The 24,304-nt window shown below is 71.4% G+C and carries 29 protein-coding genes; 21 read left to right on the forward strand and 8 right to left on the reverse strand.

Translation table 11 applies throughout. From position 1 onward, the window contains the following. Positions 1–19: 19 nt before the first annotated feature. Positions 20–736: an IclR family transcriptional regulator NdgR gene (gene ndgR, locus AB0C66_RS05165; protein WP_362432948.1), complete on the reverse strand. Its 717-nt coding sequence runs from the start codon at positions 734–736 to the stop codon at positions 20–22. A gap of 144 nt (positions 737–880) precedes the next feature. On the opposite strand from ndgR, the gene leuC reads away from it, so the two are divergent. The 4 genes from leuC (at position 881) to AB0C66_RS05185 (ending at position 3,982) form a co-directional block, all read left to right on the forward strand. After that, the gene (leuC, locus tag AB0C66_RS05170; protein WP_362432951.1) at positions 881–2,311 is read left to right on the forward strand and encodes a 3-isopropylmalate dehydratase large subunit; all 1,431 of its coding nucleotides are present in this window, start codon (positions 881–883) and stop codon (positions 2,309–2,311) included. Between the two features lie 6 nt (positions 2,312–2,317). Next, positions 2,318–2,911: a 3-isopropylmalate dehydratase small subunit gene (leuD, locus tag AB0C66_RS05175; protein WP_362432954.1), complete on the forward strand. Its 594-nt coding sequence runs from the start codon at positions 2,318–2,320 to the stop codon at positions 2,909–2,911. A gap of 124 nt (positions 2,912–3,035) precedes the next feature. Next, on the forward strand, positions 3,036–3,281 hold the full coding sequence (locus AB0C66_RS05180) for a hypothetical protein (protein ID WP_362432956.1): 246 nt from the start codon (positions 3,036–3,038) through the stop codon (positions 3,279–3,281). A 125-nt stretch (positions 3,282–3,406) separates the two neighbouring features. Beyond that, on the forward strand, positions 3,407–3,982 hold the full coding sequence (locus tag AB0C66_RS05185) for an HU family DNA-binding protein (protein ID WP_362432959.1): 576 nt from the start codon (positions 3,407–3,409) through the stop codon (positions 3,980–3,982). Positions 3,983–4,059: 77 nt separating this feature from the next. Here the strand turns inward: AB0C66_RS05185 and AB0C66_RS05190 are convergent, their stop codons facing one another. After that, entirely contained in the window at positions 4,060–4,263 is a 204-nt protein-coding gene (locus AB0C66_RS05190; protein ID WP_362432961.1) for a hypothetical protein, read from the reverse strand. 70 nt (positions 4,264–4,333) lie between these two features. Next, positions 4,334–5,068 (reverse strand): 2-phospho-L-lactate guanylyltransferase, encoded by a 735-nt coding sequence (cofC, locus tag AB0C66_RS05195; RefSeq protein ID WP_362432963.1) that lies wholly within the window; start codon positions 5,066–5,068, stop codon positions 4,334–4,336. 141 nt (positions 5,069–5,209) lie between these two features. Between cofC and AB0C66_RS05200 the strand changes: the two genes are divergently transcribed. The 3 genes from AB0C66_RS05200 to AB0C66_RS05210 are packed head-to-tail and all read left to right on the forward strand — an operon-like array spanning position 5,210 to position 8,194. Next, positions 5,210–5,971, forward strand: coding sequence for a lysophospholipid acyltransferase family protein (locus AB0C66_RS05200; protein ID WP_362432966.1), 762 nt, complete (start codon positions 5,210–5,212; stop codon positions 5,969–5,971). After that, positions 5,968–6,987, forward strand: a complete 1,020-nt coding sequence (locus AB0C66_RS05205; RefSeq protein WP_362432969.1) for an NAD(P)H-dependent glycerol-3-phosphate dehydrogenase — start codon at positions 5,968–5,970, stop codon at positions 6,985–6,987. The genes AB0C66_RS05200 and AB0C66_RS05205 overlap by 4 nt, the downstream gene beginning before the upstream one ends. Positions 6,988–7,021: 34 nt before the next feature. Then, entirely contained in the window at positions 7,022–8,194 is a 1,173-nt protein-coding gene (locus AB0C66_RS05210; protein ID WP_362432972.1) for a D-alanine--D-alanine ligase family protein, read from the forward strand. 2 nt (positions 8,195–8,196) lie between these two features. Here the strand turns inward: AB0C66_RS05210 and AB0C66_RS05215 are convergent, their stop codons facing one another. Continuing rightward, entirely contained in the window at positions 8,197–8,628 is a 432-nt protein-coding gene (locus tag AB0C66_RS05215) for a DUF3515 domain-containing protein (protein WP_362433395.1), read from the reverse strand. An 84-nt stretch (positions 8,629–8,712) separates the two neighbouring features. Beyond that, positions 8,713–8,946 carry an Lrp/AsnC ligand binding domain-containing protein gene (locus AB0C66_RS05220; protein ID WP_362432974.1) on the reverse strand — a complete coding sequence of 78 codons (234 nt, stop codon included), beginning with the start codon at positions 8,944–8,946 and terminating at the stop codon, positions 8,713–8,715. A 137-nt stretch (positions 8,947–9,083) separates the two neighbouring features. On the opposite strand from AB0C66_RS05220, the gene AB0C66_RS05225 reads away from it, so the two are divergent. After that, positions 9,084–10,052 (forward strand): thiamine-phosphate kinase, encoded by a 969-nt coding sequence (locus tag AB0C66_RS05225; protein ID WP_362432976.1) that lies wholly within the window; start codon positions 9,084–9,086, stop codon positions 10,050–10,052. A 55-nt stretch (positions 10,053–10,107) separates the two neighbouring features. Further along, a complete protein-coding gene (gene thiD, locus AB0C66_RS05230; RefSeq protein ID WP_362433397.1) occupies positions 10,108–10,902 on the forward strand; it encodes a bifunctional hydroxymethylpyrimidine kinase/phosphomethylpyrimidine kinase in 795 nt (264 codons plus the stop codon). Positions 10,903–11,034: 132 nt separating this feature from the next. Here the strand turns inward: thiD and rpmB are convergent, their stop codons facing one another. Continuing rightward, positions 11,035–11,220, reverse strand: a complete 186-nt coding sequence (gene rpmB, locus AB0C66_RS05235; RefSeq protein WP_009714771.1) for a 50S ribosomal protein L28 — start codon at positions 11,218–11,220, stop codon at positions 11,035–11,037. Positions 11,221–11,441: 221 nt separating this feature from the next. Here rpmB and AB0C66_RS05240 point away from each other — a divergent pair, with 221 nt between their 5' ends. The 9 genes from AB0C66_RS05240 (at position 11,442) to mutM (ending at position 20,975) form a co-directional block, all read left to right on the forward strand. Continuing rightward, positions 11,442–13,271, forward strand: a complete 1,830-nt coding sequence (locus AB0C66_RS05240; protein WP_362432980.1) for a DAK2 domain-containing protein — start codon at positions 11,442–11,444, stop codon at positions 13,269–13,271. Positions 13,272–13,311: 40 nt separating this feature from the next. After that, positions 13,312–15,552 (forward strand): ATP-dependent DNA helicase RecG, encoded by a 2,241-nt coding sequence (recG, locus tag AB0C66_RS05245; protein ID WP_362432982.1) that lies wholly within the window; start codon positions 13,312–13,314, stop codon positions 15,550–15,552. Between the two features lie 144 nt (positions 15,553–15,696). Beyond that, entirely contained in the window at positions 15,697–16,284 is a 588-nt protein-coding gene (rsmD, locus tag AB0C66_RS05250; protein ID WP_362432985.1) for a 16S rRNA (guanine(966)-N(2))-methyltransferase RsmD, read from the forward strand. Then, positions 16,281–16,790 (forward strand): pantetheine-phosphate adenylyltransferase, encoded by a 510-nt coding sequence (coaD, locus tag AB0C66_RS05255; protein ID WP_362432987.1) that lies wholly within the window; start codon positions 16,281–16,283, stop codon positions 16,788–16,790. The genes rsmD and coaD overlap by 4 nt, the downstream gene beginning before the upstream one ends. Before the next feature lie 100 nt (positions 16,791–16,890). Beyond that, positions 16,891–18,090, forward strand: coding sequence for a cell division initiation protein (locus tag AB0C66_RS05260; RefSeq protein ID WP_362432989.1), 1,200 nt, complete (start codon positions 16,891–16,893; stop codon positions 18,088–18,090). 184 nt (positions 18,091–18,274) lie between these two features. Continuing rightward, positions 18,275–18,865, forward strand: coding sequence for a YceD family protein (locus tag AB0C66_RS05265; RefSeq protein ID WP_362432992.1), 591 nt, complete (start codon positions 18,275–18,277; stop codon positions 18,863–18,865). A 2-nt stretch (positions 18,866–18,867) separates the two neighbouring features. Beyond that, positions 18,868–19,041, forward strand: a complete 174-nt coding sequence (gene rpmF / locus AB0C66_RS05270; protein WP_009714764.1) for a 50S ribosomal protein L32 — start codon at positions 18,868–18,870, stop codon at positions 19,039–19,041. Positions 19,042–19,060: 19 nt separating this feature from the next. Then, positions 19,061–19,966 carry a ribonuclease III gene (gene rnc, locus AB0C66_RS05275; RefSeq protein ID WP_362432996.1) on the forward strand — a complete coding sequence of 302 codons (906 nt, stop codon included), beginning with the start codon at positions 19,061–19,063 and terminating at the stop codon, positions 19,964–19,966. A 109-nt stretch (positions 19,967–20,075) separates the two neighbouring features. Then, positions 20,076–20,975, forward strand: coding sequence for a bifunctional DNA-formamidopyrimidine glycosylase/DNA-(apurinic or apyrimidinic site) lyase (gene mutM, locus AB0C66_RS05280; protein WP_362432999.1), 900 nt, complete (start codon positions 20,076–20,078; stop codon positions 20,973–20,975). Here the strand turns inward: mutM and AB0C66_RS05285 are convergent. Next, positions 20,918–21,364 (reverse strand): helix-turn-helix domain-containing protein, encoded by a 447-nt coding sequence (locus tag AB0C66_RS05285; protein WP_362433002.1) that lies wholly within the window; start codon positions 21,362–21,364, stop codon positions 20,918–20,920. The two genes, mutM and AB0C66_RS05285, sit on opposite strands and share 58 nt — an antisense overlap. A gap of 113 nt (positions 21,365–21,477) precedes the next feature. Between AB0C66_RS05285 and AB0C66_RS05290 the strand changes: the two genes are divergently transcribed. After that, the gene (locus AB0C66_RS05290; RefSeq protein ID WP_362433004.1) at positions 21,478–22,065 is read left to right on the forward strand and encodes a flavodoxin family protein; all 588 of its coding nucleotides are present in this window, start codon (positions 21,478–21,480) and stop codon (positions 22,063–22,065) included. A 110-nt stretch (positions 22,066–22,175) separates the two neighbouring features. Here AB0C66_RS05290 and AB0C66_RS05295 read toward each other — a convergent pair whose 3' ends face one another. Beyond that, positions 22,176–23,003 carry a CAP domain-containing protein gene (locus AB0C66_RS05295; RefSeq protein ID WP_362433007.1) on the reverse strand — a complete coding sequence of 276 codons (828 nt, stop codon included), beginning with the start codon at positions 23,001–23,003 and terminating at the stop codon, positions 22,176–22,178. 280 nt (positions 23,004–23,283) lie between these two features. Here AB0C66_RS05295 and AB0C66_RS05300 point away from each other — a divergent pair, with 280 nt between their 5' ends. Both AB0C66_RS05300 and AB0C66_RS05305 read left to right on the forward strand, forming a co-directional pair. Then, on the forward strand, positions 23,284–23,565 hold the full coding sequence (locus AB0C66_RS05300; protein WP_362433009.1) for an acylphosphatase: 282 nt from the start codon (positions 23,284–23,286) through the stop codon (positions 23,563–23,565). Between the two features lie 369 nt (positions 23,566–23,934). Next, the gene (locus AB0C66_RS05305) at positions 23,935–24,141 is read left to right on the forward strand and encodes a hypothetical protein (RefSeq protein ID WP_362433011.1); all 207 of its coding nucleotides are present in this window, start codon (positions 23,935–23,937) and stop codon (positions 24,139–24,141) included. Positions 24,142–24,304: the final 163 nt, after the last annotated feature.

The raw sequence follows: 24,304 nt of genomic DNA on the forward strand, positions 1-24,304 counted from the left end.
CGCGGCGGGGGTGCGGGGGTCAGTGGCCCCGGCGCAGGGCGTCGCTGAGCCGCGCGGCGGCGTCGATGACGGCCTGGGCGTGCATCCGGCCCGGGTGGCGGGTCAGCCGCTCGATCGGTCCGGAGACCGAGACGGCGGCGACCACGCGGTTGGAGGGTCCGCGCACCGGGGCGGAGACCGAGGCCACGCCCGGCTCCCGCTCGCCGATCGACTGGGCCCAGCCCCGCCGCCGTACGCCCGACAGGGCCGTGGCCGTGAAGCGGGCCCCCTGGAGACCGCGGTGCAGCCGCTCCGGCTCCTCCCAGGCCATCAGCACCTGGGCGGCCGAGCCGGCCTTCATGGGCAGTGTGGAGCCGACCGGCACGGTGTCCCGCAGTCCGGACAGCCGCTCCGCCGCCGCCACGCAGATCCGCATATCGCCCTGGCGCCGGTAGAGCTGCGCGCTCTCGCCCGTCACGTCCCGCAAGTGCGTGAGCACCGGTCCGGCCGTGGCGAGCAGCCGGTCCTCACCCGCCGCCGCGGCCAGCTCGGCCAGGCGCGGGCCCAGGATGAACCGGCCCTGCATATCGCGCGCCACCATGCGGTGGTGCTCGAGCGCCACCGCCAGCCGGTGTGCCGTGGGGCGCGCCAGGCCCGTCGCCCCGACCAGCCCGGCGAGGGTGGCCGGACCGGACTCCAGAGCGCTCAGAACCAGAGCCGCCTTGTCGAGAACGCCGACGCCACTAGAGTTGTCCATGCAACGATACTCGCGTCTCACACTGTGAAACGCAAGTTCAATTTCGCGGGAGACCCGCCACTCTGGAATGGCGGGCCCGCACGACCAGGGCACGCACTCGATCCGAGTTTGGGCCGCGCGGCGACGCCGGCCGGAGGGAAAGCGATGGGACGGACACTCGCGGAGAAGGTCTGGGACGACCATGTCGTCCGGCACGCCGAAGGCGAGCCCGACCTCCTCTTCATCGATCTGCACCTGCTGCACGAGGTGACCAGCCCGCAGGCGTTCGACGGCCTGCGCAAGGCCGGGCGCCAGGTCCGTCGCACCGACCTCACCATTGCCACCGAGGACCACAACACCCCGACCCTCGACATCGACAAGCCGATCGCCGACCCGGTCTCCCGCGCCCAGTTGGAGACGCTGCGCAAGAACTGCGCGGAGTTCGGCGTCCGGCTGCATCCGCTCGGCGATGTCGAGCAGGGCGTTGTCCACGTGGTGGGACCGCAGCTGGGACTGACCCAGCCCGGCACCACCGTGGTCTGCGGTGACAGCCACACCTCCACCCACGGCGCGTTCGGCGCGCTGGCGTTCGGCATCGGCACCAGCCAGGTCGAGCATGTGCTCGCCACCCAGACGCTGCCGCTGGCGCCGTTCAAGACCATGGCGATCACCGTCGAGGGCGAGCTGCCCGAGGGCGTCACCGCCAAGGACCTGATCCTGGCGATCATCGCCAGGATCGGCACCGGCGGCGGTCAGGGCTATGTGCTGGAGTACCGCGGCTCCGCCATCGAGAAGCTCTCGATGGAGGCCCGGATGACCGTGTGCAACATGTCCATCGAGGCGGGCGCCCGCGCGGGCATGATCGCGCCGGACGAGACCACGTTCCGCTATCTGGAGGGCCGTCCGCACGCCCCCGAGGGCGCCGACTGGGACGCCGCCGTCGCGTACTGGCGAACCCTGCGCAGCGACGAGGACGCCGTCTTCGACCGCGAGGTCGTCATCGACGCTTCCGAGCTGGCCCCGTTCGTCACCTGGGGCACCAACCCCGGCCAGGGCGCGCCCCTGTCGGCCTCGGTGCCCGACCCCGCCTCCTACGAGGACGCGAGCGAGAAGCTGGCCGCCGAGAAGGCCCTGGAGTACATGGGTCTGACGGCTGGTCAGCCGCTGCGCGACATCGCGGTGGACACCGTTTTCGTCGGCTCCTGCACCAACGGCCGCATCGAGGACCTGCGCTCCGCCGCCTCGGTCCTCCAGGGCCGTTCGGTGGCCGACGGCGTGCGGATGCTGGTGGTCCCCGGTTCGGTACGGGTGTCGCTCCAGGCCGTCGAGGAGGGTCTGGACAAGGTGTTCACCGCGGCAGGTGCCGAGTGGCGGCACGCCGGCTGCTCGATGTGTCTGGGCATGAACCCCGACCAGCTCGCCCCCGGTGAGCGGTCGGCCTCCACCTCCAACCGCAACTTCGAGGGCAGGCAGGGCAAGGGCGGCCGTACCCATCTGGTCTCCCCGCAGGTGGCCGCCGCCACCGCGGTACTGGGCCATCTGGCCTCGCCCGCCGATCTGTCCGACGTCGACGCAACCGTTCCCGTGGGGGCCTGAGCAGTCATGGAAGCATTCACCACGCACACCGGCCGGGCCGTACCACTGCGCCGCAGCAACGTCGACACCGACCAGATCATCCCCGCGCACTGGCTCAAGAAGGTCACCCGCGACGGCTTCGAGGACGGGCTGTTCGAGGCCTGGCGCAAGGACCCGGAGTTCGTGCTCAACCGCCCCGAGCACAAGGGCGGGACCGTCCTGGTGGCCGGACCGGACTTCGGCACCGGCTCCTCGCGTGAACACGCGGTGTGGGCGCTCCAGAACTACGGCTTCAAGGCCGTCATCTCCGCCCGATTCGCCGATATCTTCCGCGGCAACTCCCTCAAGAACGGCCTGCTGACCGTCGTGCTGCCGCAGGAGACGGTGGACCGGCTGTGGCAGCTGGTGGAATCCGACCCGGCCGCGGAGGTCTCCGTGGACCTCGTCGACCGCCAGGTGCGCGCCGAAGGCATCACGGCTGATTTTGAGCTTGACGAGAACGCCCGCTGGCGGCTTCTGGAGGGCCTGGATGACATCAGCCTCACCCTGAGGGAGGAGGCCGACATCGCCGCGTACGAGGCGACTCGTCCTTCCTTCAAGCCCCGTACGGTGCAGCTCTGACCCCCCGGTTCTCGCTGTACAGAGCAGGTTTGGCATGATGCGCCGCCGGTCCTCGGACTGGCGGCGCATCGTCATGTTGAGGCCCCGTGAAGCGACAACTCGCCTCAGATGGCACAATCAGTGCATGGAACGCGACGGCCAACTCGAGCTCTACGGTCTTGTCGCCGCCCGACTCAAGGAAGCGCACACAAGGGTGCGCACACTGCAAGTCCCGGAGGGCGTACGGATGGCGCTGTCCCGGAAGCTGCTGGTCATCACCTCGGCGGCGAAACACGATCTCGCAGACGCGGCAAGGCGTCTGGAGCGGTTGATGAACGACCTCGACGAGGGGCGTTTCCCCCAAGATCCCGACTCCGACGGAAGTCCGTGACGATCGAGTACGTTGCGGCACAAGGGTGATTAGCCCGTTTCGTGTTTGATTTGCGGTATATATCTGCCTAACGTGCGAAAAAGCCTGAACACATTCGTTCCGGCGATGTCTCCGAAGGGGAAGACGTGAACAAGGCGCAGCTCGTAGAAGCGATTGCCGACAAGGTCGGCGGCCGACAGAACGCCGCCGAAGCGGTCGACGCGGTCCTGGATGCCATCGTCCGCGCGGTCGTCGGCGGGGATCGAGTTTCGGTCACCGGATTCGGCTCGTTCGAGAAGGTGGAGCGTCCTGCCCGGTACGCCCGGAACCCGCAGACCGGTGAGCGGGTCCGGGTCAAGAAGACCTCCGTGCCCCGCTTCCGCGCGGGCCAGGGCTTCAAGGACCTGGTGAGCGGCTCGAAGAAGCTCCCGCGCGGTGGCGAGGTCGCCGTGAAGAAGGCCCCCAAGGGCAGCCTCCAGGTCGCCGCCAAGAAGGCGGCCGCCAAGAAGGCCACGGCGAAGAAGACCACCGCCAAGAAGACCACCGCCAAGAAGACGGCGGCGAAGAAGACCACCGCGAAGAAGACCGCGGCGAAGAAGACCACGGCCAAGAAGGCGACCGCCAAGAAGACGGCGACCAAGAAGGCCACGGCGAAGAAGGCTCCCGCGCGCAAGACCGCCGCGCGCAAGACGGCCAAGAAGACCACCGCCAGGAAGCGCTAGTCAGCGGCGCACCGCCGTACGTCACGCGCCGGGCCGGGCTCCCTCGGGGAGCCCGGCCCGCGGTGTTTCCAGGGCGTTCAGAAGGTCTGGAGGGTCACGAGGACCACGCGGCGGTCCTCGCCCTCGCCCGCCACCTCGATCCGCACCCGCTGTCCCGGGCGCAGCATCCGCAGCCCCCCGGCGTCGAAGGCCGCCGCGTCGAAGGGCAACGGGGTGCCGTCGTCGAGCAGCACGCTTCCGGCGCGGGTCTCGGGGTCGTAGGTGTACGCGGTTCCCTGCATGACCGCCAGCCTAGTGCGGCGCCGTCCGCCAGCGGCCCCCGGTCGGCGGGCACCGTACGGGACAAGGGCCCTAGCCCTCGCCGCGGGTCGGTTCCGGTGCGCGCGGCCGGGCCCCGGCCGCGGGAACGGGCCCCGGTTCCGGGCCGGACGCGGTCGCCGCACCCAAGCGGCGGGCGGTGTGCGGGCCGACGCCCAGTGCCAGCGCCGCGCGCAGGTCCTCGCCGGTGTCCACGTCGCGCCGTACCGAGTCCACCCCGGCCAGCTCGATCTCCCGCGCCCCCGACGCCCGGTGCCGGGCCCGCGAGGGTCCGCCGAAGGCCGGGGCGAGCTCCGTGCCCGGTGCCGCCGAGAGCAGGGTCGTGCCCACCCCCGCCGCGTCGGCCAGAAAGGCGCGTGAGAGGCCGGAAGCGATGTCGAGCACCTGGTCGAGCTCCGCGGACCGCAAGGCCGGGAGATCGGCGTTCAGCGCCGCTACGGCGGCTCCTGGGTGTTCCTCCCGGACCGCGCGCGCGGCGTGCGCGAGCGCCGCGTTCAGCCCGCTGCCCGGTGGGTCGGGCACGATCCGGGCGCCCAGCGCCGACAGCTCGCGCCCGGCGAGCGGGTCGTCGGTGACCACGGTCACCCCCCGCACCAGACCGGCCGCCAGCGCCGCCGCCACGGTGTCCAGCGCGAACGCCAGCGCCAGCCCCGGCCGCAGCGCGTCCCCGGCCGCCTCGGAGAGCCGGCTCTTGGCCCGTGCCAGCGGTTTCAGCGGCACCACCAGCGTCCATGCCACACGGGCTGCGTTTGTTCCCACGGGCCTCATTCTCACCCGGTGCCCGGCTCGCCCAGGACGTGCGGGGTTACGGTGTCCTCGACATACCGGGTACCTGGAGCGACACTTGTGCGGCTGCCCGGACGGCAGCAAGCGAGCAGGTCAGCAGGGTCAAAGAGGAGGATGTTCCGAGTGTCCGGCCGCAGAATCGGCATCTGGTACCGCATGGCAGCGGTCTTGGTCAAACCGCCGCTGGTGGTTCTGTTCAAGCGCGACTGGCACGGAATGGAGCACATTCCCGCCGACGGTGGATTTATCACCGCGATCAACCACAACTCGTATCTCGACCCGCTCTCCTACGCGCACTTCCAGTACAACACCGGACGGGTGCCGCGCTTCCTCGCCAAGGCCGCCCTCTTCCGGGGCAGCTTCGTCGGAACCTTCCTGCGCGGGACCGGCCAGATCCCGGTCTACCGCGAGTCCACCGACGCGGCCAACGCCTTCAGGGCCGCCGTGGACGCCATCAACAAGGGCGAGTGCGTGGCGTTCTATCCCGAGGGCACCCTCACCCGCGACCCCGAGATGTGGCCGATGCGGGGCAAGACCGGTGCGGCCCGCGTCGCGCTGCTCACCAAGGCGCCCGTGATCCCGGTCGCCCAGTGGGGCGCCAACGAGGCCGTACCGCCGTACGCCAAGCAGAAGAAGGTCCGCCTCTTCCCCCGCAAGACCCTCAAGGTGCACGCCGGACCGCCGGTGGACCTGTCCGCGTACTACGGCCAGGAGCCCACCGCCGAGGTGCTGCGGGCCGCCACCGAGGCCATCATGGCCGCCATCACCGACCTCCTCGCCGAAGTACGCGGAGAGGCAGTGCCCGTCCGCGCCAAGGACATCCCGGCCGCCCGCCCCCACTCCGCCGACCAGCCGCGCCCCGTGGCCGAAGAGGAGAGCAAGTGACGCGCTGCGCCGTCTTCGGCACCGGCTCCTGGGGCACCGCGTTCGCCATGGTGCTCGCCGACGCCGGGTGCGAGGTGACGCTGTGGGGCCGCCGTGCCGGGCTGGTGGACGCGATCAACACCGGTCGCACCAACCCCGACTATCTCCCCGGTACCGAGCTGCCGCGCGGCGTGCGGGCCACCACGGACCCCGCCGAGGCCGCCCGGGACGCTGAGTTCACCGTGCTCGCGGTGCCCTCCCAGACGCTGCGTGAGAACCTCGCCGGATGGGCCCCGCTGCTGCCCGCCGACACCGTGCTGGTCTCCCTGATGAAGGGCGTCGAACTCGGCACCGCCAAGCGGATGAGCGAGGTCATCGAGGAGGTCGTCGGCAAGGCGTCGCCCGGTGCCGGGGTGGCAGGGCGGGTGGCCGTGCTCACCGGCCCCAACCTGGCCCGGGAGATCGCCGCCCGGCAGCCCGCCGCGTCCGTCGTGGCCTGCCGTGACGAGGGTGTGGCCCGCCGCCTCCAGACCGCCTGCCACACCCCGTACTTCCGCCCGTACACCAACACCGACGTGGTCGGCTGTGAACTGGGCGGCGCCGTGAAGAACGTGATCGCGCTGGCCGTGGGGATCGCCGACGGCATGGGCCTGGGCGACAACGCCAAGGCGTCGCTGATCACCCGCGGACTGGCCGAGACGACCCGGCTCGGTCTGGCGATGGGCGCCGACGCCCACACCTTCGCGGGCCTGGCGGGCATGGGCGACCTGGTCGCCACCTGCTCCTCCCCGCTCTCCCGCAATCACACCTTCGGCACCAACCTGGGCCGCGGGATGACGCTGGAGGAGACCATCGCGGTCACCCGGCAGACCGCGGAGGGTGTCAAGTCGTGCGAGTCCGTGGCCGATCTCGCCCGGCGCCACGATGTCGACATGCCGCTCACCGAAACCGTGGTCGGCATCGTGCACGACGGCAAACAGCCGCTGGTCGCACTCAAAGAGCTGATGTCGCGCAGCGCCAAGGCCGAGCGGCACTGACGGCAAGGGAACCGCAAGGTAATCTCAACGCGATATGAGCAGCCAGACCCCTTCCCCCCGCCCTGTCCCGGCCACCTCCGAGGGTGAGCCGCGGAAGCCGCGCGTCGCCGTCGTCTTCGGCGGGCGCAGCTCCGAACACGCCATCTCCGTGGTCACCGCGGGCGCGGTGCTGCGGGCGATCGACCGTGAGAAGTACGACGTGCTGCCGATCGGCATCACCTCGGACGGCCGTTGGGCCCTGACCGCCGACGAGCCCGAGCGGATGGCCATCGCCAACCGCCGGCTGCCGACCGTCGCCGGGCTCGCCGAGTCGGCGGAAGGCTCGGTCGTGCTCCCCGTCGACCCGGGCAACCGCGAGGTCGTCTTCAGCGAGCCAGGCTCGGTGCCCAAGGCGCTGGGCGACGTCGATGTGGTCTTCCCCATGCTGCACGGCCCCTACGGCGAGGACGGCACCCTCCAGGGGCTGCTGGAGCTGTCCGGGGTGCCCTATGTGGGCGCGGGCGTGCTCGCCTCCGCCGTCGGCATGGACAAGGAGTACATGAAGCGGGTGTTCGTCTCCTTCGGGCTGCCGGTCGGCCCGTACGAGGTGATCCGCCCCCGCGAATGGGAGAAGGACCCCTCGGCCGCCCGCCGCAAGATCGTGGACTTCGCCGAGGAGCACGGCTGGCCGGTCTTCGTGAAGCCCTCCCGCGCCGGTTCGTCCATCGGCATCACCAAGGTCGACGACGCCGCCGGTCTTGACGCCGCGATCGAGGAGGCACGGGCCCACGACCCCAAGGTCCTCGTGGAGGCGCTGCTGCGCGGCCGCGAGATCGAATGCGGGGTGCTGGAGTTCGAGGACGGCCCGCGCGCCAGTGTGCCGGCCGAGATCCCGCCGGTCTCCACCCACGACTTCTACGACTTCGAGGCCAAGTACATCGACTCCGCCCCCGGTGTGGTGCCCGCACCGCTCACCGAGGAGGAGACCCTGCGGGTCCAGGAGCTCGCGGTGCGTGCGTTCGACGCGGTGTCCTGCGAGGGCCTGGTGCGCGCCGACTTCTTCCTGCTGGAGAACGGCGAGTTCGTGATCAACGAGGTGAACACCATGCCCGGGTTCACCCCGATCTCGATGTACCCGCGGATGTGGCAGGAGAGCGGCGTCGGCTACCCGGAGCTGGTCGACCGGCTGATCCAGGCGGCGCTGCGCCGCTCCACGGGGCTGCGCTGACCTCAGGCCACGCCCTCGGGCACGGTCTTCTTGACGGCGCTCGCGAGGTCGATCAGCGGGTCGACCTCCGGCGCGTACTTCTCCGGCACCGTCACCTCGACATACGCCCGGCGCAGTACGGTGGTGAAGCGATAGCCGCCGTCCCGCTTCTCGGGCAGCCACTCGACGCCGTTGACTCCGGCGGAGCGGGTCGCGGTCGTGGCCGCGGCGGGCCGGGAGACCCCGCAGCGCAGCTGCACGGCGGGGTCACCCCAGACGGCGGTGAAATCCGAAGCGGGTTCGGTGGTGCGCCGCTCCAGCCCGTTGACGGTGCCGGGGAGCTCCTTGTGCAGCGCCCGGCACAAGGCGGCCGCCTGCTTTGTCGGCTTGGGAACCGCTGGGGCTCCGGAGTCGTCGGAATCCTCGGTGAACGAGCATCCGGCCACCGAGAACATGACCAAGGCCGCGGTGGCCGCCAGCGGGGCGAACTTTCGGGTGGAACTACGGTGTGCGGAATTCACCGTTCGATGATACGGGGGCTACAGATGGACCACCGGGCAGGTGAGGGTACGCGTGATGCCCTCCACTTGCTGGACCTTGGCGACCACCATGCGTCCCAGCTCATCGACCGTGTCGGCCTGGGCGCGCACGATCACGTCGTACGGTCCGGTGACGTCCTCGGCCTGTATCACCCCCGGCAGCTTGGCGATCAGGTCGGCGACGGTCGACGCCTTGCCGACCTCGGTCTGGATCAGGATGTACGCCTGTACCACGGAACCTCCAGGGCGGCTACGAGGATCATGTGGGGAGAAGGGACGCCACGGTACCGCGTCGCCATGCGGCTCGGGGAGACCCGCGCTCGGTGCGCGGCGCGGCGGGCAACGAGCCATCAGTACGAAGGGGCAATGGGATGAAGGGCACCGTGGGCGAGTTGGGGGAGTTCGGGCTCATCAGGGAGCTCACTTCACGTCTCACCACTACCCCGGCGGTGAAGCTGGGGCCCGGTGACGACGCGGCGGTCGTGGCCGCACCCGACCGCAGGGTGGTGGCGAGCACCGATGTGCTGTTGGAGGGCAGCCACTTCCGCCGGGACTGGTCCACCGCCTATGACGTGGGCCGGAAGGCCGCGGCCCAGAACCTGGCCGATATCGCGGCGATGGGCGCGGTGCCGACGGCGCTGCTGCTCGGTCTGGTGGTGCCGGCCGATCTGCCGGTGACCTGGCCGACCGAGCTGATGGACGGCATCCGCGACGAATGCCAGGTGGCGGGCGCCGCGGTGGCCGGTGGCGATGTGGTGCGCGGTGACACCATCACCGTCGCGATCACCGCGCTGGGCGATCTGCGCAACCATGAGCCGGTCACCCGATCCGGTGCCCAGCCGGGGGATGTTGTCGCGGTCACCGGCTGGCTTGGCTGGTCGGCGGCCGGACATGCGGTGCTCTCCCGCGGTTTCCGCTCCCCGCGCGCCTTCGTGGAGGCGCACCGTCGCCCGGAACCGCCGTACCACGCGGGCCCCGCGGCCGCCGGGCTCGGCGCGACCGCCATGACCGATGTGAGCGACGGTCTGGTCGCCGACCTCGGGCATATCGCGGAGGCCAGCGGGGTGCGGATCGATCTGCGCGCGGGGGACATCGACATCCCCTCGCAGATGTCGGACATCGGACAGGCGGTGGGCGTCGATCCGTTGCAGTGGGTGCTCAGCGGGGGAGAGGACCACGCGATCGTGGCCACCTTCCCGCCCGATGTGAAACTGCCCGCCCGCTGGAAGGTGATCGGCGAGGTGCTCAACCCCTCGGCGCTGCCCCAGGTGACGGTGGACGGCGCCCCCTGGCTGCACGCGGGGTGGGACCACTTCGGGGAAGAGAAGAGCGCCGAGTAGATTCGGCCGTATGTCGCTCTCCTCTCGTCATCAGCCTCCCGCCCGTCCGCCGCGGCTGGCACGCACCGCCGCGGGTCCCGTACGGGTGCTCACCGTCGCCGGGTCCGACTCCGGCGGCGGTGCGGGTATCCAGGCCGATCTGAAGACGATGCTGGCCCTGGGCGCCCACGGGATGAGTGTGATCACCGCGGTGACCGCTCAGAACTCGCTGGGCGTACAGGGCGCCTGGGAACTGCCCGCGGACGCGGTCCGGGCCCAGTTCCGCAGTGTGGTCGACGACATCGGCGTCCAGGCGGTCAAGACCGGGATGCTGGCCACCGCCCCACTGGTCGAGACCGTCGCCGCGCTGCTGGCGGAGCTCACCGTTCCGGTGGTCGTCGACCCGGTGGGGGTCTCCAAACACGGTGACGCGCTGCTGGCCACCGACGCGCTCGACGCGGTGCGCACCAAACTGCTGCCGACCGCCACGGTGGCCACGCCCAACCTGGACGAGGTCGCCCAGCTCACCGGTGTGCGCGTGGAGTCGGAGGACGATCTGCGGCGCGCGGCCGCGGCGGTCCTGGCCCTCGGCCCGCGCTGGGCGCTGATCAAGGGCGGTCATCTGACGGGCGACGCGGTGGATCTGCTCACCGACGGCACCGAGGAGCACTGGCTGCGGGCGCCGCGCTATGACAACCGCCATACGCACGGCACGGGCTGCACCCTCGCGTCGGCAGTCGCCACCTATCTGGCGGGCGGCGAGGACGTGCCGCGGGCCGTCACGGCCGCCAAGCAGTACGTCACCGGCGCCATCGCGGAGGGGTTTCCGCTGGGCGGGGGCATCGGCCCGGTCGACCACGGCTGGCTGTGACCCCGGAAACCGGGCCGGAATCCGGGCGGAAGGCCGCCAAGGGTACGCCCCAGAGCACGCGAAAAGGCCGGTCCACGTCATCGGTGGACCGGCCTGAGCACCGGATCCCGCGTGAGCGGGGAGGCCGTGCGCCTAGCGCGAGACCTTGCCGGCCTTGATGCACGAGGTGCAGACGTTGAGCCGCTTCGGGGTACGACCGACCACAGCGCGCACCGTCTGGATGTTGGGGTTCCAACGACGGCGGGTGCGGCGGTGCGAGTGCGAGATGTTGTTGCCGAAGCCCGGCCCCTTGCCGCAGACGTCGCAGTTGGCAGCCACGGGTTACTCCAAAGACGGGTCAGCCTCGCTTCTCGCGAGGAGACAGACACTTACGGGAACCCCGGACGTTGCCAAGATCTTGGGAGATCGGCTGCGCCTGGGGGAATGGCCCGATTCGCATCGGGCAACCGGAGCAGCATACAACGGCCACTCCCGTACAACGAAACTATCATGGCTGCCCCGGCACCCGCCGAGGGCGGCGACTACCCTGCGATGACCTGATGACCGACCCCGCCCCAGCCCTCCCGAGGAGGACGTACGTGCCGCCCACGCTCGACGCCGATGCGGTACGGACCTGGTGCGGGCTGGCGCTGGACGCGCTGGGCCGGGCCCGCGAGGAGATCGACGCGATCAACGTCTATCCGGTCGCGGACGGGGACACCGGCACCAATCTGTATCTCACCGTCGAATCCGCGGCCCAGGCCGTCGACGCCGCCTTCAACGGCCACGCCGCCTCGTCCGTCGCCTCCCGCCCCACCCTCGCCGATGTGGTGCGCGCCATGGCCCACGGCGCCCTGATCGGTGCCCGGGGCAACTCCGGCACCATCCTGGCCCAGCTGCTGCGCGGCATGGCCGATGTGCTGGCCGACGGCGCCCCGGGGGAGGCCGCGGGCCCGGGCGGCGCGCACGACGAGGCCGACGGGCTGCGGCGGGCCCTGCGGCGCGCGGTCGACCTGGCCTATCTGGCCGTCGCGCACCCGGTGGAGGGCACCGTCCTGACCGTCGCCGTGGCCGCGGCCGAGGGCGCCGAACGGGCCACCGGCGACATCGGCACGGTGGCGCGGGCGGCGTACGAAGAGGCGCGCACGGCGCTCCAGGCCACCCCCGGACAGCTCGACGCGCTCGCCCGCGCGGGTGTCGTCGACGCCGGAGGCTACGGCCTGGTCACCGTTCTCGGCGGACTGGCCGAGGCGCTGTCGGGCGAGGCCCCGGCGGCCCCGGCGGCCCCCGCGGCCCCGGGACGTCCCCGCACCCCCACCACCCGCACCCCCACCACCCGCACCGCCGACACCGTGCCCGTCGCCGCCCCGCGGTCCTCCGGGTCCTCGGACTGCGCCGCCGGGGCGGCCCCCTCCGGCGGGCCCGGCTATGAGGTGATCTACCTGCTGGAGGCGGACGAGACGGCCGTGGCCCGGCTGCGCGAGCGGCTGGACGCGCTCGGTGACTCCCTCGTGGTCGTCGGCGGCGACGGGCTGTGGAACGTCCATGTCCATGTGGACGACGCGGGCGCGGCCGTGGAGGCGGGCATCCAGGCCGGACGGCCGTACCGGATCCGCATCACCCACTTCGGTGCCGCGGGTGCGGGTCAGCCGGAGCACCCGGCGGCGGACTCCGGCGGGCGCCGTCCCGAGGAGCCGCGAGACCAGGAGCCGTCCGCCGTCCCGCTCGTGCCCCGCGCCGTGGTCGCCGTCGTCCCCGGCGACGGGCTCGCCGCGCTGTGCGCCGGGGCCGGGGCCACCGTGGTCACCACCCGCCCCGGGGAACCGCCCGCCAGCGGGGAGCTGGCCGAGGCCGTCCGGCGGGCCCACGCACGCGAGGTCGTACTGCTGCCCAACGACGCCGAGCTGCGGTACCGCGCGGCGGCCGCCGCCGCGCAGGCGCGCACCGAGGGCGTACGGGTCGCCGTCATCCCCACCCGCTCCGCGGTCCAGGGCATCGCCGCGCTCGCCGTCCACGAGCCCGCCCGCAGCTTCGACGAGGACGTCGTCGCCATGACCTCCGCCGCGGGCGCCACCCGCTACGCCGAACTGGCCGTCGCCGAGCGCCAGTCCTGGACCATGGCCGGGGTCTGCCAGGCCGGGGACGTCCTGGGGCTGATCGACGGCGATGTGGCGGTGATCGGCTCCGAGCTGGCGGCCACCGCCGAGACCGTGCTCGACCGGATGCTCGCCGCGGGCGGCGAGATGGTGACGCTGGTGCTGGGCGAGGAGCTGCCCGACGAGCTCGCCGAGCGGCTGGAACGGCACGTCCGGGAGGTGCACTTCGCCGTCGACACGGTCGTCTACCGGGGCGGCCAGCCCTCCGTGCCGCTGATCATAGGCATCGAATGACCCCGTTGCCTGATCCCGTCTGTCGGTGCGGTGGTGTGCAATGGACCGCGTGCCCGTGCTCGAAGAACCCCTGAAGAAGGTCCTCGGCGGCAACACCGCGAAGGTGATGGCCGACCACCTCGGCCTGCACACCGTCGGCGATCTGCTCCATCACTACCCCCGGCGGTACGCGGAGCGCGGCGAGCTGACCCGTCTCGCCGATCTGCCCCTGGACGAGCATGTGACCGTCGTCGCGCAGGTCGCGGACGCCCGGGTGCTGAAGTTCAACGCGGGGCGCGGACAGCGCCTCGAGGTCACCATCACCGACGGCAGCGGCCGCCTCCAGCTCGTCTTCTTCGGCAAGGGCATCCACAAGCCACGGTCCCAGCTGGTCCCCGGGACCCGCGGGATGTTCGCGGGCAAGGTCACGGTCTTCAACCACAAGCGTCAGCTCGCCCATCCGGAGTTCAAGACGCTGGGCTCCGACAGCGGCGCGGACACCGTGGAGGCGTTCGCCAACCAGCTGCTGCCGCTGTATCCGGCGTGCAAGCAGATGGAGTCCTGGCAGATCCAGCAGGCCGTGGACACCGTGCTGGGCCCCTCGGGCACCGAGGACGCCGTCCTGGCCGACCTGGTGGACCCGCTGCCCGAGGCGCTGCGGGAGGGCCGGGGTCTGGCCACCCTGCCCGAGGCGCTGCGCAAGATCCACCGGCCGCGCACCAAGGGGGATATCGCCGCCGCCAAGGACCGCCTCAAATGGGACGAGGCGTTTGTCCTCCAGGTCGCCCTGGCCCGGCGCCGCCGGGCCGACGCCCAACTGCCCGCCGCCCCGCGCCGACCCGTCGAGGACGGTCTGCTCACCGCGTTCGACGCCCGGCTGCCGTTCACCCTCACCGACGGCCAGCGCCGGGTCAGCGAGCAGATCTTCGCCGACCTCGCCACCGAACACCCCATGCACCGGCTGCTCCAGGGCGAGGTGGGCTCGGGCAAGACGATGGTGGCGCTGCGGGCGATGCTGGGCGTGGTGGACGCCGGGGGACAGGCGGCGATGCTCGCGCCCACCGAGGTCCTCGCCCAGCAGCACCACCGCTCGATCACCGAGATGATGGGCGCGCTGGCCGAGGGCGGCATGCTGGGCGGCGCCGAGCGGGGCACCAAGGTGGTGCTGCTCACCGGCTCCATGGGCGCCGCGGCCCGCCGTCAGGCGCTGCTGGACCTGGTCACCGGTGAGGCCGGGATCGTGATCGGCACCCATGCGCTGATCGAGGACAAGGTCCGGTTCCACGATCTGGGTCTTGTGGTCGTCGACGAGCAGCACCGCTTCGGCGTCGAGCAGCGGGACGCGCTGCGCTCCAAGGGCAAGCAGCCTCCGCATCTGCTGGTGATGACGGCCACCCCCATCCCGCGCACCGTGGCCATGACCGTCTTCGGCGATCTGGAGACCTCCGTCCTGGACCAGCTGCCCGCCGGGCGCTCCCCGATCGCCTCCCATGTGGTGCCCGCCAAGGACAAGCCGCACTTCCTGGCCCGCGCCTGGGAGCGGGTGCGCGAGGAGGTGGCGGGCGGCCACCAGGCGTATGTGGTCTGCCCGCGGATCGGGGACGAGGAGGACGAGACCAAGGCCGCCCGGCAGAAGAAATCCGGGGAGGCCGGTGAGAAGGGCGACGAGGGGGACGACGCCGAGAAGCGGCCCGCGCTGGCCGTGCTGGACGTCGCCGAGCAGCTCGGCACGGGCCCGCTGGGCGATCTGCGGGTGGAGGTGCTGCACGGCCGGATGCAGCCGGAGGCCAAGGACGAGGTGATGCGCCGCTTCGCCGCGGGCGCGGTCGACGTCCTGGTCGCCACCACCGTCATCGAGGTCGGCGTCAACGTCCCCAACGCCACCGCCATGGTGATCATGGACGCCGACCGGTTCGGCGTCTCCCAGCTCCACCAGCTGCGCGGCCGGGTCGGCCGTGGCTCCGCCCCCGGGCTGTGTCTGCTGGTCACCGAGATGCCCGAGGCCAGCCCCGCGCGGACGCGGCTCGGCGCCGTCGCCGCCACCCTGGACGGCTTCGAGCTGTCCCGGATCGACCTGGAGCAGCGCCGTGAGGGCGATGTGCTCGGCCAGGCCCAGTCCGGGGCCCGCTCCTCGCTGCGGGTGCTCGCGGTCATCGACGACGAGGAGGTCATCGCCGCGGCCCGGGAGGAGGCCACCGCCATCGTCGCGGCCGATCCGGAGCTGACCGGCTATCCGGAGCTGCGCATCGCGCTCGCCGCACTGCTGGACGAGGAGCGGGAGGAGTTCCTCGACAAGGGCTGACCGCGGCCGGAGGGGGCGGACCGGGTCCGACCGGCCGGGAGCGCGGCGGCCCCGTTGGCCCGGGACGCCATATCGTGGAGGGGCGGCGGCCCGTGACCGTACGGGCCACCGCAGCCCCGACCACCGTGAAGGACTGCCTCATCCATGACCCGCGTGATCGCCGGAGCGGCCGGCGGCCGACGGCTGGCCGTGCCCCCCGGAAACGGCACCCGACCCACTTCGGACCGGGCGCGCGAGGGCCTGTTCTCCACCTGGGAGTCGCTGCTCGGCTCCCTCGACGGCGTCCGGGTCCTCGATCCGTACGGCGGTTCCGGCGCGGTCGGGCTGGAGGCGCTGTCCCGGGGCGCGGCCCATGTGCTGCTGATGGAATCCGATCCGCGGGCCGCCCGCACCATCCGGGAGAACATCCGCGCGCTCGCCCTGCCCGGGGCGGAGCTGCGCACCGCCAAGGCCGAACAGGCGCTGGCCGGACCGGCGCCCGCCACCGGCCCGTACGACGTGGTCTTCCTGGACCCGCCGTACGCCCTGACCGACGAAGATCTCCGCGAGATCCTGCTCACACTCCTCCGCAAGGACTGGCTCGCGCCCGGCGCGCTGGCCACCGTGGAGCGGAGCACACGAGGCGGGGAGTTCGGGTGGCCGGACGGTTACGAGGGGCTGCGGGCCCGTCGTTACGGCGAGGGCACGCTTTGGTACGGTCGCGCCGCCTCGACGTGCGACAACGCGTCATGACCGGACCCGAGAGCGAGGAACCACTGTTGCGCCGCGCAGTCTGTCCGGGGTCCTTCGACCCCGTCACCAACGGACACCTCGACATCATCGGACGCGCCTCGAAGCTCTATGACGAGGTGTACGTCGCCGTGATGATCAACAAGTCCAAGCAGGGTCTGTTCACGGTGGAGGAGCGTATGGACCTCCTCCGCCGGACCACGGCGGAGTACGGAAACGTCTCCGTGGAGGCGTTCCACGGGCTGTTGGTCGACTTCTGCAAGCAGCGTGAGATCCCCGCGATCGTCAAGGGGCTGCGGGCCGTCAGCGACTTCGACTACGAGTTGCAGATGGCGCAGATGAACAACGGCCTGTCGGGCGTGGAGACGCTGTTCGTCCCCACCAACCCCACCTACAGCTTCCTCTCCTCCAGCCTGGTCAAGGAGGTCGCGGCCTGGGGCGGCGACGTCTCCCACCTGGTACCCCCGCTGGTCCTGGAGTCCCTGGCCGACCGGCTCGGACGGAAGTAGCCGCTGACGGGGCGTCAGCGGGTGTCCGGGAGGGGCCCGCTGGCCGTACAGTCGTCCCGTTCCTGTCCATCCGCATCCGATCAGTCTGCGAGCAGTCACAGTGGACGTGCAGAAGAAGCTCGACGAGATCGTCAAGGCCGTCGGCAGCGCCCGGTCCATGCCCATGTCGGCCTCGTGCGTGGTCAACCGGGCCGAGCTGCTCGCCCAGCTCGAAGAGGTGCGGGCGGCGCTCCCGGACTCCCTCGCCCATGCGCAGGAGCTGATCGGCGGCCGTGACCAGATGGTCGAGGAGGCCCGCCGGGAGGCCGAGCGGATCATCGAGGCGGCGCACGCCCAGCGCACCTCGCTGATCTCCGGTACCGAGGTGGCCCGGCAGTCCCAGGACGAGGCGGACCGGATCCTGGGGGAGGCCCGCCGGGAGGCCGAGGAGATCCGCGCCGAGGCCGACGACTACGTCGACAGCAAGCTGGCCAACTTCGAGGTCGTGCTCACCAAGACCATCGGCTCGGTGGACCGCGGCCGGGAGAAGCTGCTCGGCCGTGCCCCCGCGGACCCCTACGGCGCCGGGATGACCGACGCCGCCGGGCAGCCCGAGGAGGCGCCCGAGCGCAGCGCCGATCCGCACACCCTGCGGCAGCGGGCGGACGAGTACGTGGACACCAAGCTGGGCGCCGTCTCGGCGGTCCTCGGCAAGACGCTGGAGGCGGTCGGCCGCGGGCGTCAGAAGCTGCTGGGCGCGCGTCCGGCCGATGAGCTGGGTGCCCATATGGCGGCCCAGGACGCGGCCGCCGCCGGTCTGCACACCAGTGACGACGACTACCTCGCGGACCTCGCCCAGTCCGGGATGGGGCTCGCCCCGGACCTCCCGGCGGCCGCGGCCGTCCCGGGAGCGCCCGGGGCGCCTTCCGGGGTCCCTGTCGCGCAGCCCGAGCACGCCACGGCCGACGCCGGGTACTACGCGGCCGCCGCGGGCTATCCGCAGCAGCCTCAGCCGGACGCGTACGGCTACCAGCAGCAGTACGCGCCGCCCATGCCCCAGCAGGACCCGTACGCCGCGGCCGCGCAGACCGGCTATCCGCAGCAGGACGCCTACGGCTGGCCGCAGCAGGGCCAGCAGCCGGTCCAGGGCTACGACCCGGCGGCCGGGTACGCCGCCCCGGAGCACCAGCAGCACCAGCACCCTCAGCAGCACCAGCACCCCGCGCAGACGCAGCAGGGGGCCGCGCTCGACGAGACCAGCCTGTTCGATACGAGCATGATCGACCTCGATCAGCTCCGTCAGTACGAGCAGGGGCGCTAGACCGTCCCGGCCGTGGCCCCTCACCGGGCGGATTGGGTCTACGGCGGGCCGTCCAGTATCCTGGCTCTTCGGTCGCGAGTACGTCCGCGATCTCGGCTGCCCGCATCGCATCAGCGGGGGCGGCCCGCCGCAGCGTAGAAAGCAGGAAGCCCTGAACGCCCGCCTCGACCACCGTGCCCCCCTCGTGTTCGATACGCGCGAGCTGGGCCGTCGTCCCGGTGCGCTGAAGAGGATCTCCCGCTCCGTGGCGGCACCCAAGGACCTCGGTATCGAGGTCATCGGGGTGCGGGAGGGCGCGACCGTGGAGCTCGACCTCCGCCTTGAGTCGGTCATGGAAGGGGTGCTTGTCACAGGCACCGCCCGTGCGCCGCTCACGGGGGAGTGCGTAAGGTGTCTGGAGCCGCTGGAGCGAGAGCTCGAAGTGGATTTCCAGGAGATGTTCTCCTACCCCGACGCCGACGACCGGAGCCGCGACGCGGACACCGGCGACGACGCCGAGGAAGAGGAGACGCTCTTCCTCGAGGCCGACCTGTTCGACCTCGAGCCCGTGCTGCGGGACGCGGTGGTGCTCGCACTGCCGTTGCAGCCGGTGTGCCGGGAGGACTGCCCGGGGCTGTGTGCCGAATGCGGTGCGCTGCTCGCGGACGACCCGGACCACCATCACGACGTCGCCGACATCCGTTGGGCGACGTTGCAAGGACTCGCCGACACCATGAGGGACGGCGAGAAGGACAACGCACCCCGCCCGCGCGGGGATGACTCACAGGAGAAGTAGCCGTGGCTGTTCCGAAGCGGAAGATGTCGCGCAGCAACACGCGCCACCGCCGGTCGCAGTGGAAGGCTGCGGTCCCCACCCTGGTGGCGTGCGAGCGCTGCCACGAGCCGAAGCAGCAGCACATCGCGTGCCCGAGCTGCGGCACCTACAACCGCCGCCAGGTCCTCGAGGTCTGATCGGCGGGTGACAGGCTCTATGTCAGACGCCACTACGCCTCCCCGCAAGCGCGGGGGTGAACCTCGCGGGGGTCATCCGCGCGGCGGTGAAGCGGTCCAGGCGGACACGGCCTCGTCCCACACGATCCTGGAAGGGCGGCTCGGGTACCAACTCGAGTCCGCCCTTCTGGTGCGTGCGCTCACCCACCGCTCCTTCGCCTACGAGAACGGCGGGCTGCCCACCAACGAGCGGCTGGAGTTCCTCGGGGACTCCGTGCTCGGCCTGGTGGTCACGGACACGCTGTACCGCATCCACCCGGACCTGCCCGAAGGCCAGCTGGCCAAGTTGCGGGCCGCGGTGGTCAACTCGCGTGCGCTGGCCGAGGTGGGCCGGGGACTGGACCTCGGCGCCTTCATCCGGCTCGGCCGGGGCGAAGAGGGCACCGGGGGCAGGGACAAGGCATCCATCCTCGCCGACACCCTCGAAGCGGTGATCGGTGCGGTCTATCTCGACCAGGGGCTCGACGCCGCCGGTGAACTGGTGCACCGGCTCTTCGACCCGCTGATCGAGAAGTCCTCGAATCTCGGCGCCGGCCTGGACTGGAAGACCAGCCTCCAGGAGCTGACCGCCACCGAGGGCCTCGGGGTTCCCGAATACCTGGTCTCCGAGACCGGGCCCGACCACGAGAAGACCTTCACGGCTGCCGCCCGCGTCGGTGGTGTCGCGTACGGCACCGGCACCGGCCGCAGCAAGAAGGAAGCCGAGCAGCAGGCGGCCGAGGCCGCCTGGCGCGCCATCCGCGCCGCTGCCGACGAGGCCCAGGCGAAGGCCGAAGCCTCAGCGAAGGCCGAAGCCTCGGCCAAGGCCGAAGTCGAGGCGGACGCAGGGACCGCCGCCACGGCGGACGGCTCGGCCGCCGCCGACACGGCCTCCACGGCACGCTGATCTCCTTCCGCACCATCCGTACTGTCCCTACGGCTTCTCCCGCCCCGCGGTGGACGGCTCCGGCCGTTCCCCCGCGGGGCGGGAGGGCTTGAGGCCAAGGAGGCCCCTCTTGCCCGAGCTGCCCGAGGTCGAGGTGGTCCGTCGCGGACTGGAGCGCTGGATCAGCGGCCGTACGGTCGCCGAGGTCCAGGTGCTGCACCCCCGTGCGGTCCGTCGCCACCTCGGCGGCGCCGAGGACTTCGCGGCCCGGCTGACCGGCCGTACCGCCGGAGTGGCCCGTCGCCGCGGCAAGTACCTGTGGCTGCCCTTCGAGGACGCCTCCGAGTCGGTACTCGCCCATCTCGGGATGAGCGGACAGCTGCTGGTCCAGCCGCACGCCGCCGCGGACGAGAAGCATCTGCGGGTCCGGGTGCGGTTCGCCGATGACACCGGCACCGAGCTGCGCTTCGTCGACCAGCGCACCTTCGGCGGTCTCTCCCTGCACCACACCGTGCCCGGCGCCGCGGACGGACTGCCCGACGCCATCGCGCATATCGCCCTGGACCCGCTGGACCCCGCCTTCGACGAGGCGGCCTTCCACACCGCGCTGCGCCGACGCCGGACCACCGTCAAGCGGGCCCTGCTCGACCAGTCGCTGATCAGCGGGGTCGGCAACATCTACGCCGACGAGGCGCTGTGGCGCTCCAAGCTGCACTACGACCGGCCCACCGCGGCCCTCACCCGCCCGCGCAGCGCCGAACTCCTCGGCCATGTGCGTGAGGTGATGACCGAGGCGCTCGCGGTCGGCGGCACCAGCTTCGACAGCCTCTACGTCAATGTGAACGGCGAGTCCGGCTACTTCGAACGCTCACTGGACGCCTACGGCCGGGAGAACGAACCCTGCCGCCGCTGCGGGGCCCCGATGCGCCGCCGCCCCTGGATGAACCGCTCCAGCTACTTCTGCCCGCGCTGTCAGCGCCCGCCGCGGCCGGCCGCGGTCCCGCCGCTGTCCGTACGCGTCCCGTCGTAGGCCGCCCGGGCCTCGAGCACCTCCGGCATCCGCTCCTCGACCAGGTCGATCAGGGCGAGCAGCCGTTCCGCGACCGTGCTGCCCAGCGGGGTGAGCCGGTAGTCCACGCGCGGCGGGTTGGTCGGCTGCGCCTCACGGTGCACCAGTCCGTCGCGCTCCAGCGCGTGCAGCGTCTGGGACAGCATCTTCTCGCTGACGCCGTCGACCCGGCGGCGCAGCTCGTTGAAGCGCAGGGTGCTTTCGTGCAGCGCGCCCAGGGTGAGGCTGCCCCACCGCCCGGTGACGTGCTCCAGCGTGCCCCGTGACGGGCAGGCGCGGGCGAACACGTCGAAGGCCAGGTCCTCGGTCCCCGTCGCGGAATCTGCCGTACAGCTGCTTTCACGGTGCATGCGACCACCATACTCCCATGCAGCGCTAACTCAGAGGTTGCGCTTTCTGAAAGTTAGTGCTTCTCTGTGTCATGTCAGCCACCGTGTTCACGACGTCTGAGGAGCGCGCCACCGTGACCACCCCTGTTGTCTCCATCGCCTACCACTCCGGCTTCGGCCACACCGCCGTACTCGCCGAGGCCGTCCGTGAGGGCGCGGCCACCGCCGGAGCCACCGTTCACTTGATCAAGGTCGACACCCTCACCGAGGAGGACTGGGAGCTGCTGGACGCCTCGGACGCGATCATCTTCGGCTCACCGACCTATATGGGCACCGCGTCCGGTGCCTTCCACGCCTTCGCCGAGTCGACCTCGAAGCGCTTCTTCAGTCAGGGGTGGCAGGACAAGCTGGCCGCCGGATTCACCAACTCCGCCTCCAAGAGCGGGGACAAGCTGCACACCCTCCAGTACTTCACGGTCCTCGCGGCCCAGCTGGGCATGCACTGGGTGAACCTGGGGCTCCAGCCGGGCTGGAACGCCAGCACCGCCTCCGAGAACGACCTCAACCGGCTCGGCTTCTCCCTCGGGGCGGCCGCCCAGTCCAACGCCGACCAGGGTGTGGAGGGTGTGCACAAGGCGGATGTCGAGACCGCCGCACACCTCGGGCGCCGGGTGGCCGAGACCGCGCGCGCCTTCGTGGCGGGCCGGTCCGTCGCGGCCTGAACCGGCGGCGACGGCACGGCGGACGGAGGCCCGGGGCGCAGTGGACGCGCCCCGGGCCGCCGGGTCGTGAGGCCGGATCCAGGAAGGGCTACGGCCGAAGGTCTACGGCCTCAGAAGCCGAAGTCCTGGGTCCACCAGGGGCCGTCGCCGTCGAAGTGCGCGCCGACGCCCATGGTCGTGTACTCGCAGTTGAGGATGTTGGCACGGTGGCTGGAGCTGTCCATCCACGTGTCCATCACCTCCCGGGCGGTCGACTGGCCGCGGGCGATGTTCTCGCCGCCCAGGTCGAGGATGCCCGCCCGCTCGGCGCGCTCCCACGGGCTCTCGCCGTCCGGGTTGATGTGGTCGAAGAAGTCCCGCAGCGCCATGTCGTCGCTGAAGTCATCGGCCAGCTGGGAGAGTTTCGGATCGGCGGTCACCGGTGAACAGCCGACCTTCGCCCGCTCCTTGTTGACCAGCGAGAGCACCTGCTTCTCGGCCGCGCCCTCCTTGCCGCCGCCCCTGCCCGGAACGCTGGTGTCGGCCGGGGGGTTCTTGGGCTTGCCCGGCGGACGGGTGTCCCGGTCGTGGTCCGCGGACCCCTTGCCGCTGCCGCCGCCCTTGCCATCACCCTTGTCCCCGTCGTCCTCCTGGGAACCGTGCGAGCCCGACCGGTCGGACGGCGGGGTGGACGGTGTGGAGGGCTTGGACGGCCGGGTGGGCTTGGAGGGGGTGGTGGACGGGGCGTGCGGGCGGTCATCGGTCTGGCCCGCGGGAGCCTGCCCGGGCAGTGAGGGGGACGGCGACTGGGTGCCCTGGGGTCCCAGACCGGAGTCGACCGGGCTGCTTCCCGCCTGCACCTGACCGGCGGAGTCATTGCCCCCGCCGATCTGCTCACCGCCGCCGGGGAGCAGCCCGGAGGCCATCGCCACCGCGCCCACCGCGACGGCGGCGGACACGCTCAGCAGCCCGGTCCGCACCGGCGCGAAGGCGCTGCGATGCGCCCCTCGGTGCCGTCCGGCACGCGGGGGAACTACCGCGGGACCGGGGGCAGATCGTCGATGGCGGCCCATCTCCTGCCTTCCTTATGTGCTTGGTATGTGCTCGGCGGCAATTGTGTCACTCGTGTGGGCGACTCATGAACCACTCGTGTGGGTGAGTGTTGTTGACGCCGGACTGTACGCCATGAGGCCCCTATCTGGCGTGCTGACCGGCTAATTGGCCCGCTAGCGTGCAGTCATGAACGAAAGATTCCGTCTCACCGTGTGGGTCCGCGGCCAGGTCCAGGGAGTGGGGTTCCGCTGGTACACCCGGGCCAACGTACTGCGCATCGGGGACCTCGTCGGCTTCGCCTCCAACCTCTCCGACGGGCGGGTGCAGATCGTCGCGGAGGGCCCGCGAGCGGAGTGCGAACAGTTGCTCGACTGGCTGCGGGACGGCGACACGCCCGGCCGGGTCGACGGTGTGACGGAGATCTGGGACACACCGCGAGGCGGTTACGAGACCTTCGAGATCCGCTGACGGACCCATCGCAATGATCCTCTTCGGGGCCCTCCGGCCCCACCCTCCGCGCCAGCTGTGAGCAGAAATCGGCTGATGGTTGCCAACGGCGCCGCTCCGTGGAAGGCTGCGGAGTCACGGAAGATCTTCCTCACCGCGGGGCTCTTCCGGGGAGGCCGGCGTGACGTTCCGCCGTTGTGCTCCCGCCCCCCGCGGCCTGGGCAGCGTGTGATCGTGTTGACCCTCAAACCAATTGGTGAGACGCTGGAAGTCCCCGCGCACCTTAACTTGTCCGCCAGGCAGCACGGTAGTACGGGCAGACATCGCGGGTGCGATCCCTCACGACCCACACCGCTTCGGTCGGTCACTCATTGTGGAGGACCATCCATCATGGCAAAGGCGCTTCTCGGTTACGTCGGCGGCTCCGACCCCCGAGTCCTCGCCGAGATGCGACGGCTTCAGCAGCGCGTTCAGGATCTTGAATCCGAGATTATTCGGATCCAGGCCGAAAACGACGCTCTGTCCGCCGCCGCTCGTCACGGCGACTCGCTGCTCGAAGGCATCGACGTACCCCAGGCGGAGCCTGCGCTGGCCTGACCCGGCCCCAGGGCCGGTCGGGCTGCATCGTCAGCCGCTTGAGAATCTTCAAGGGACGCCTCGGCGTCCCTTCGTCGTGTCCCCCGCGTTTCTCCAGTTTTCCTTACCGACTGATGTGCCCCTCCCTCTCATCGGTGAAACCGATCTTTCCTGAAACCCGGAA

This window comes from Streptomyces sp. NPDC048636, from assembly GCF_040650655.1.
Taxonomy (GTDB): domain Bacteria; phylum Actinomycetota; class Actinomycetes; order Streptomycetales; family Streptomycetaceae; genus Streptomyces.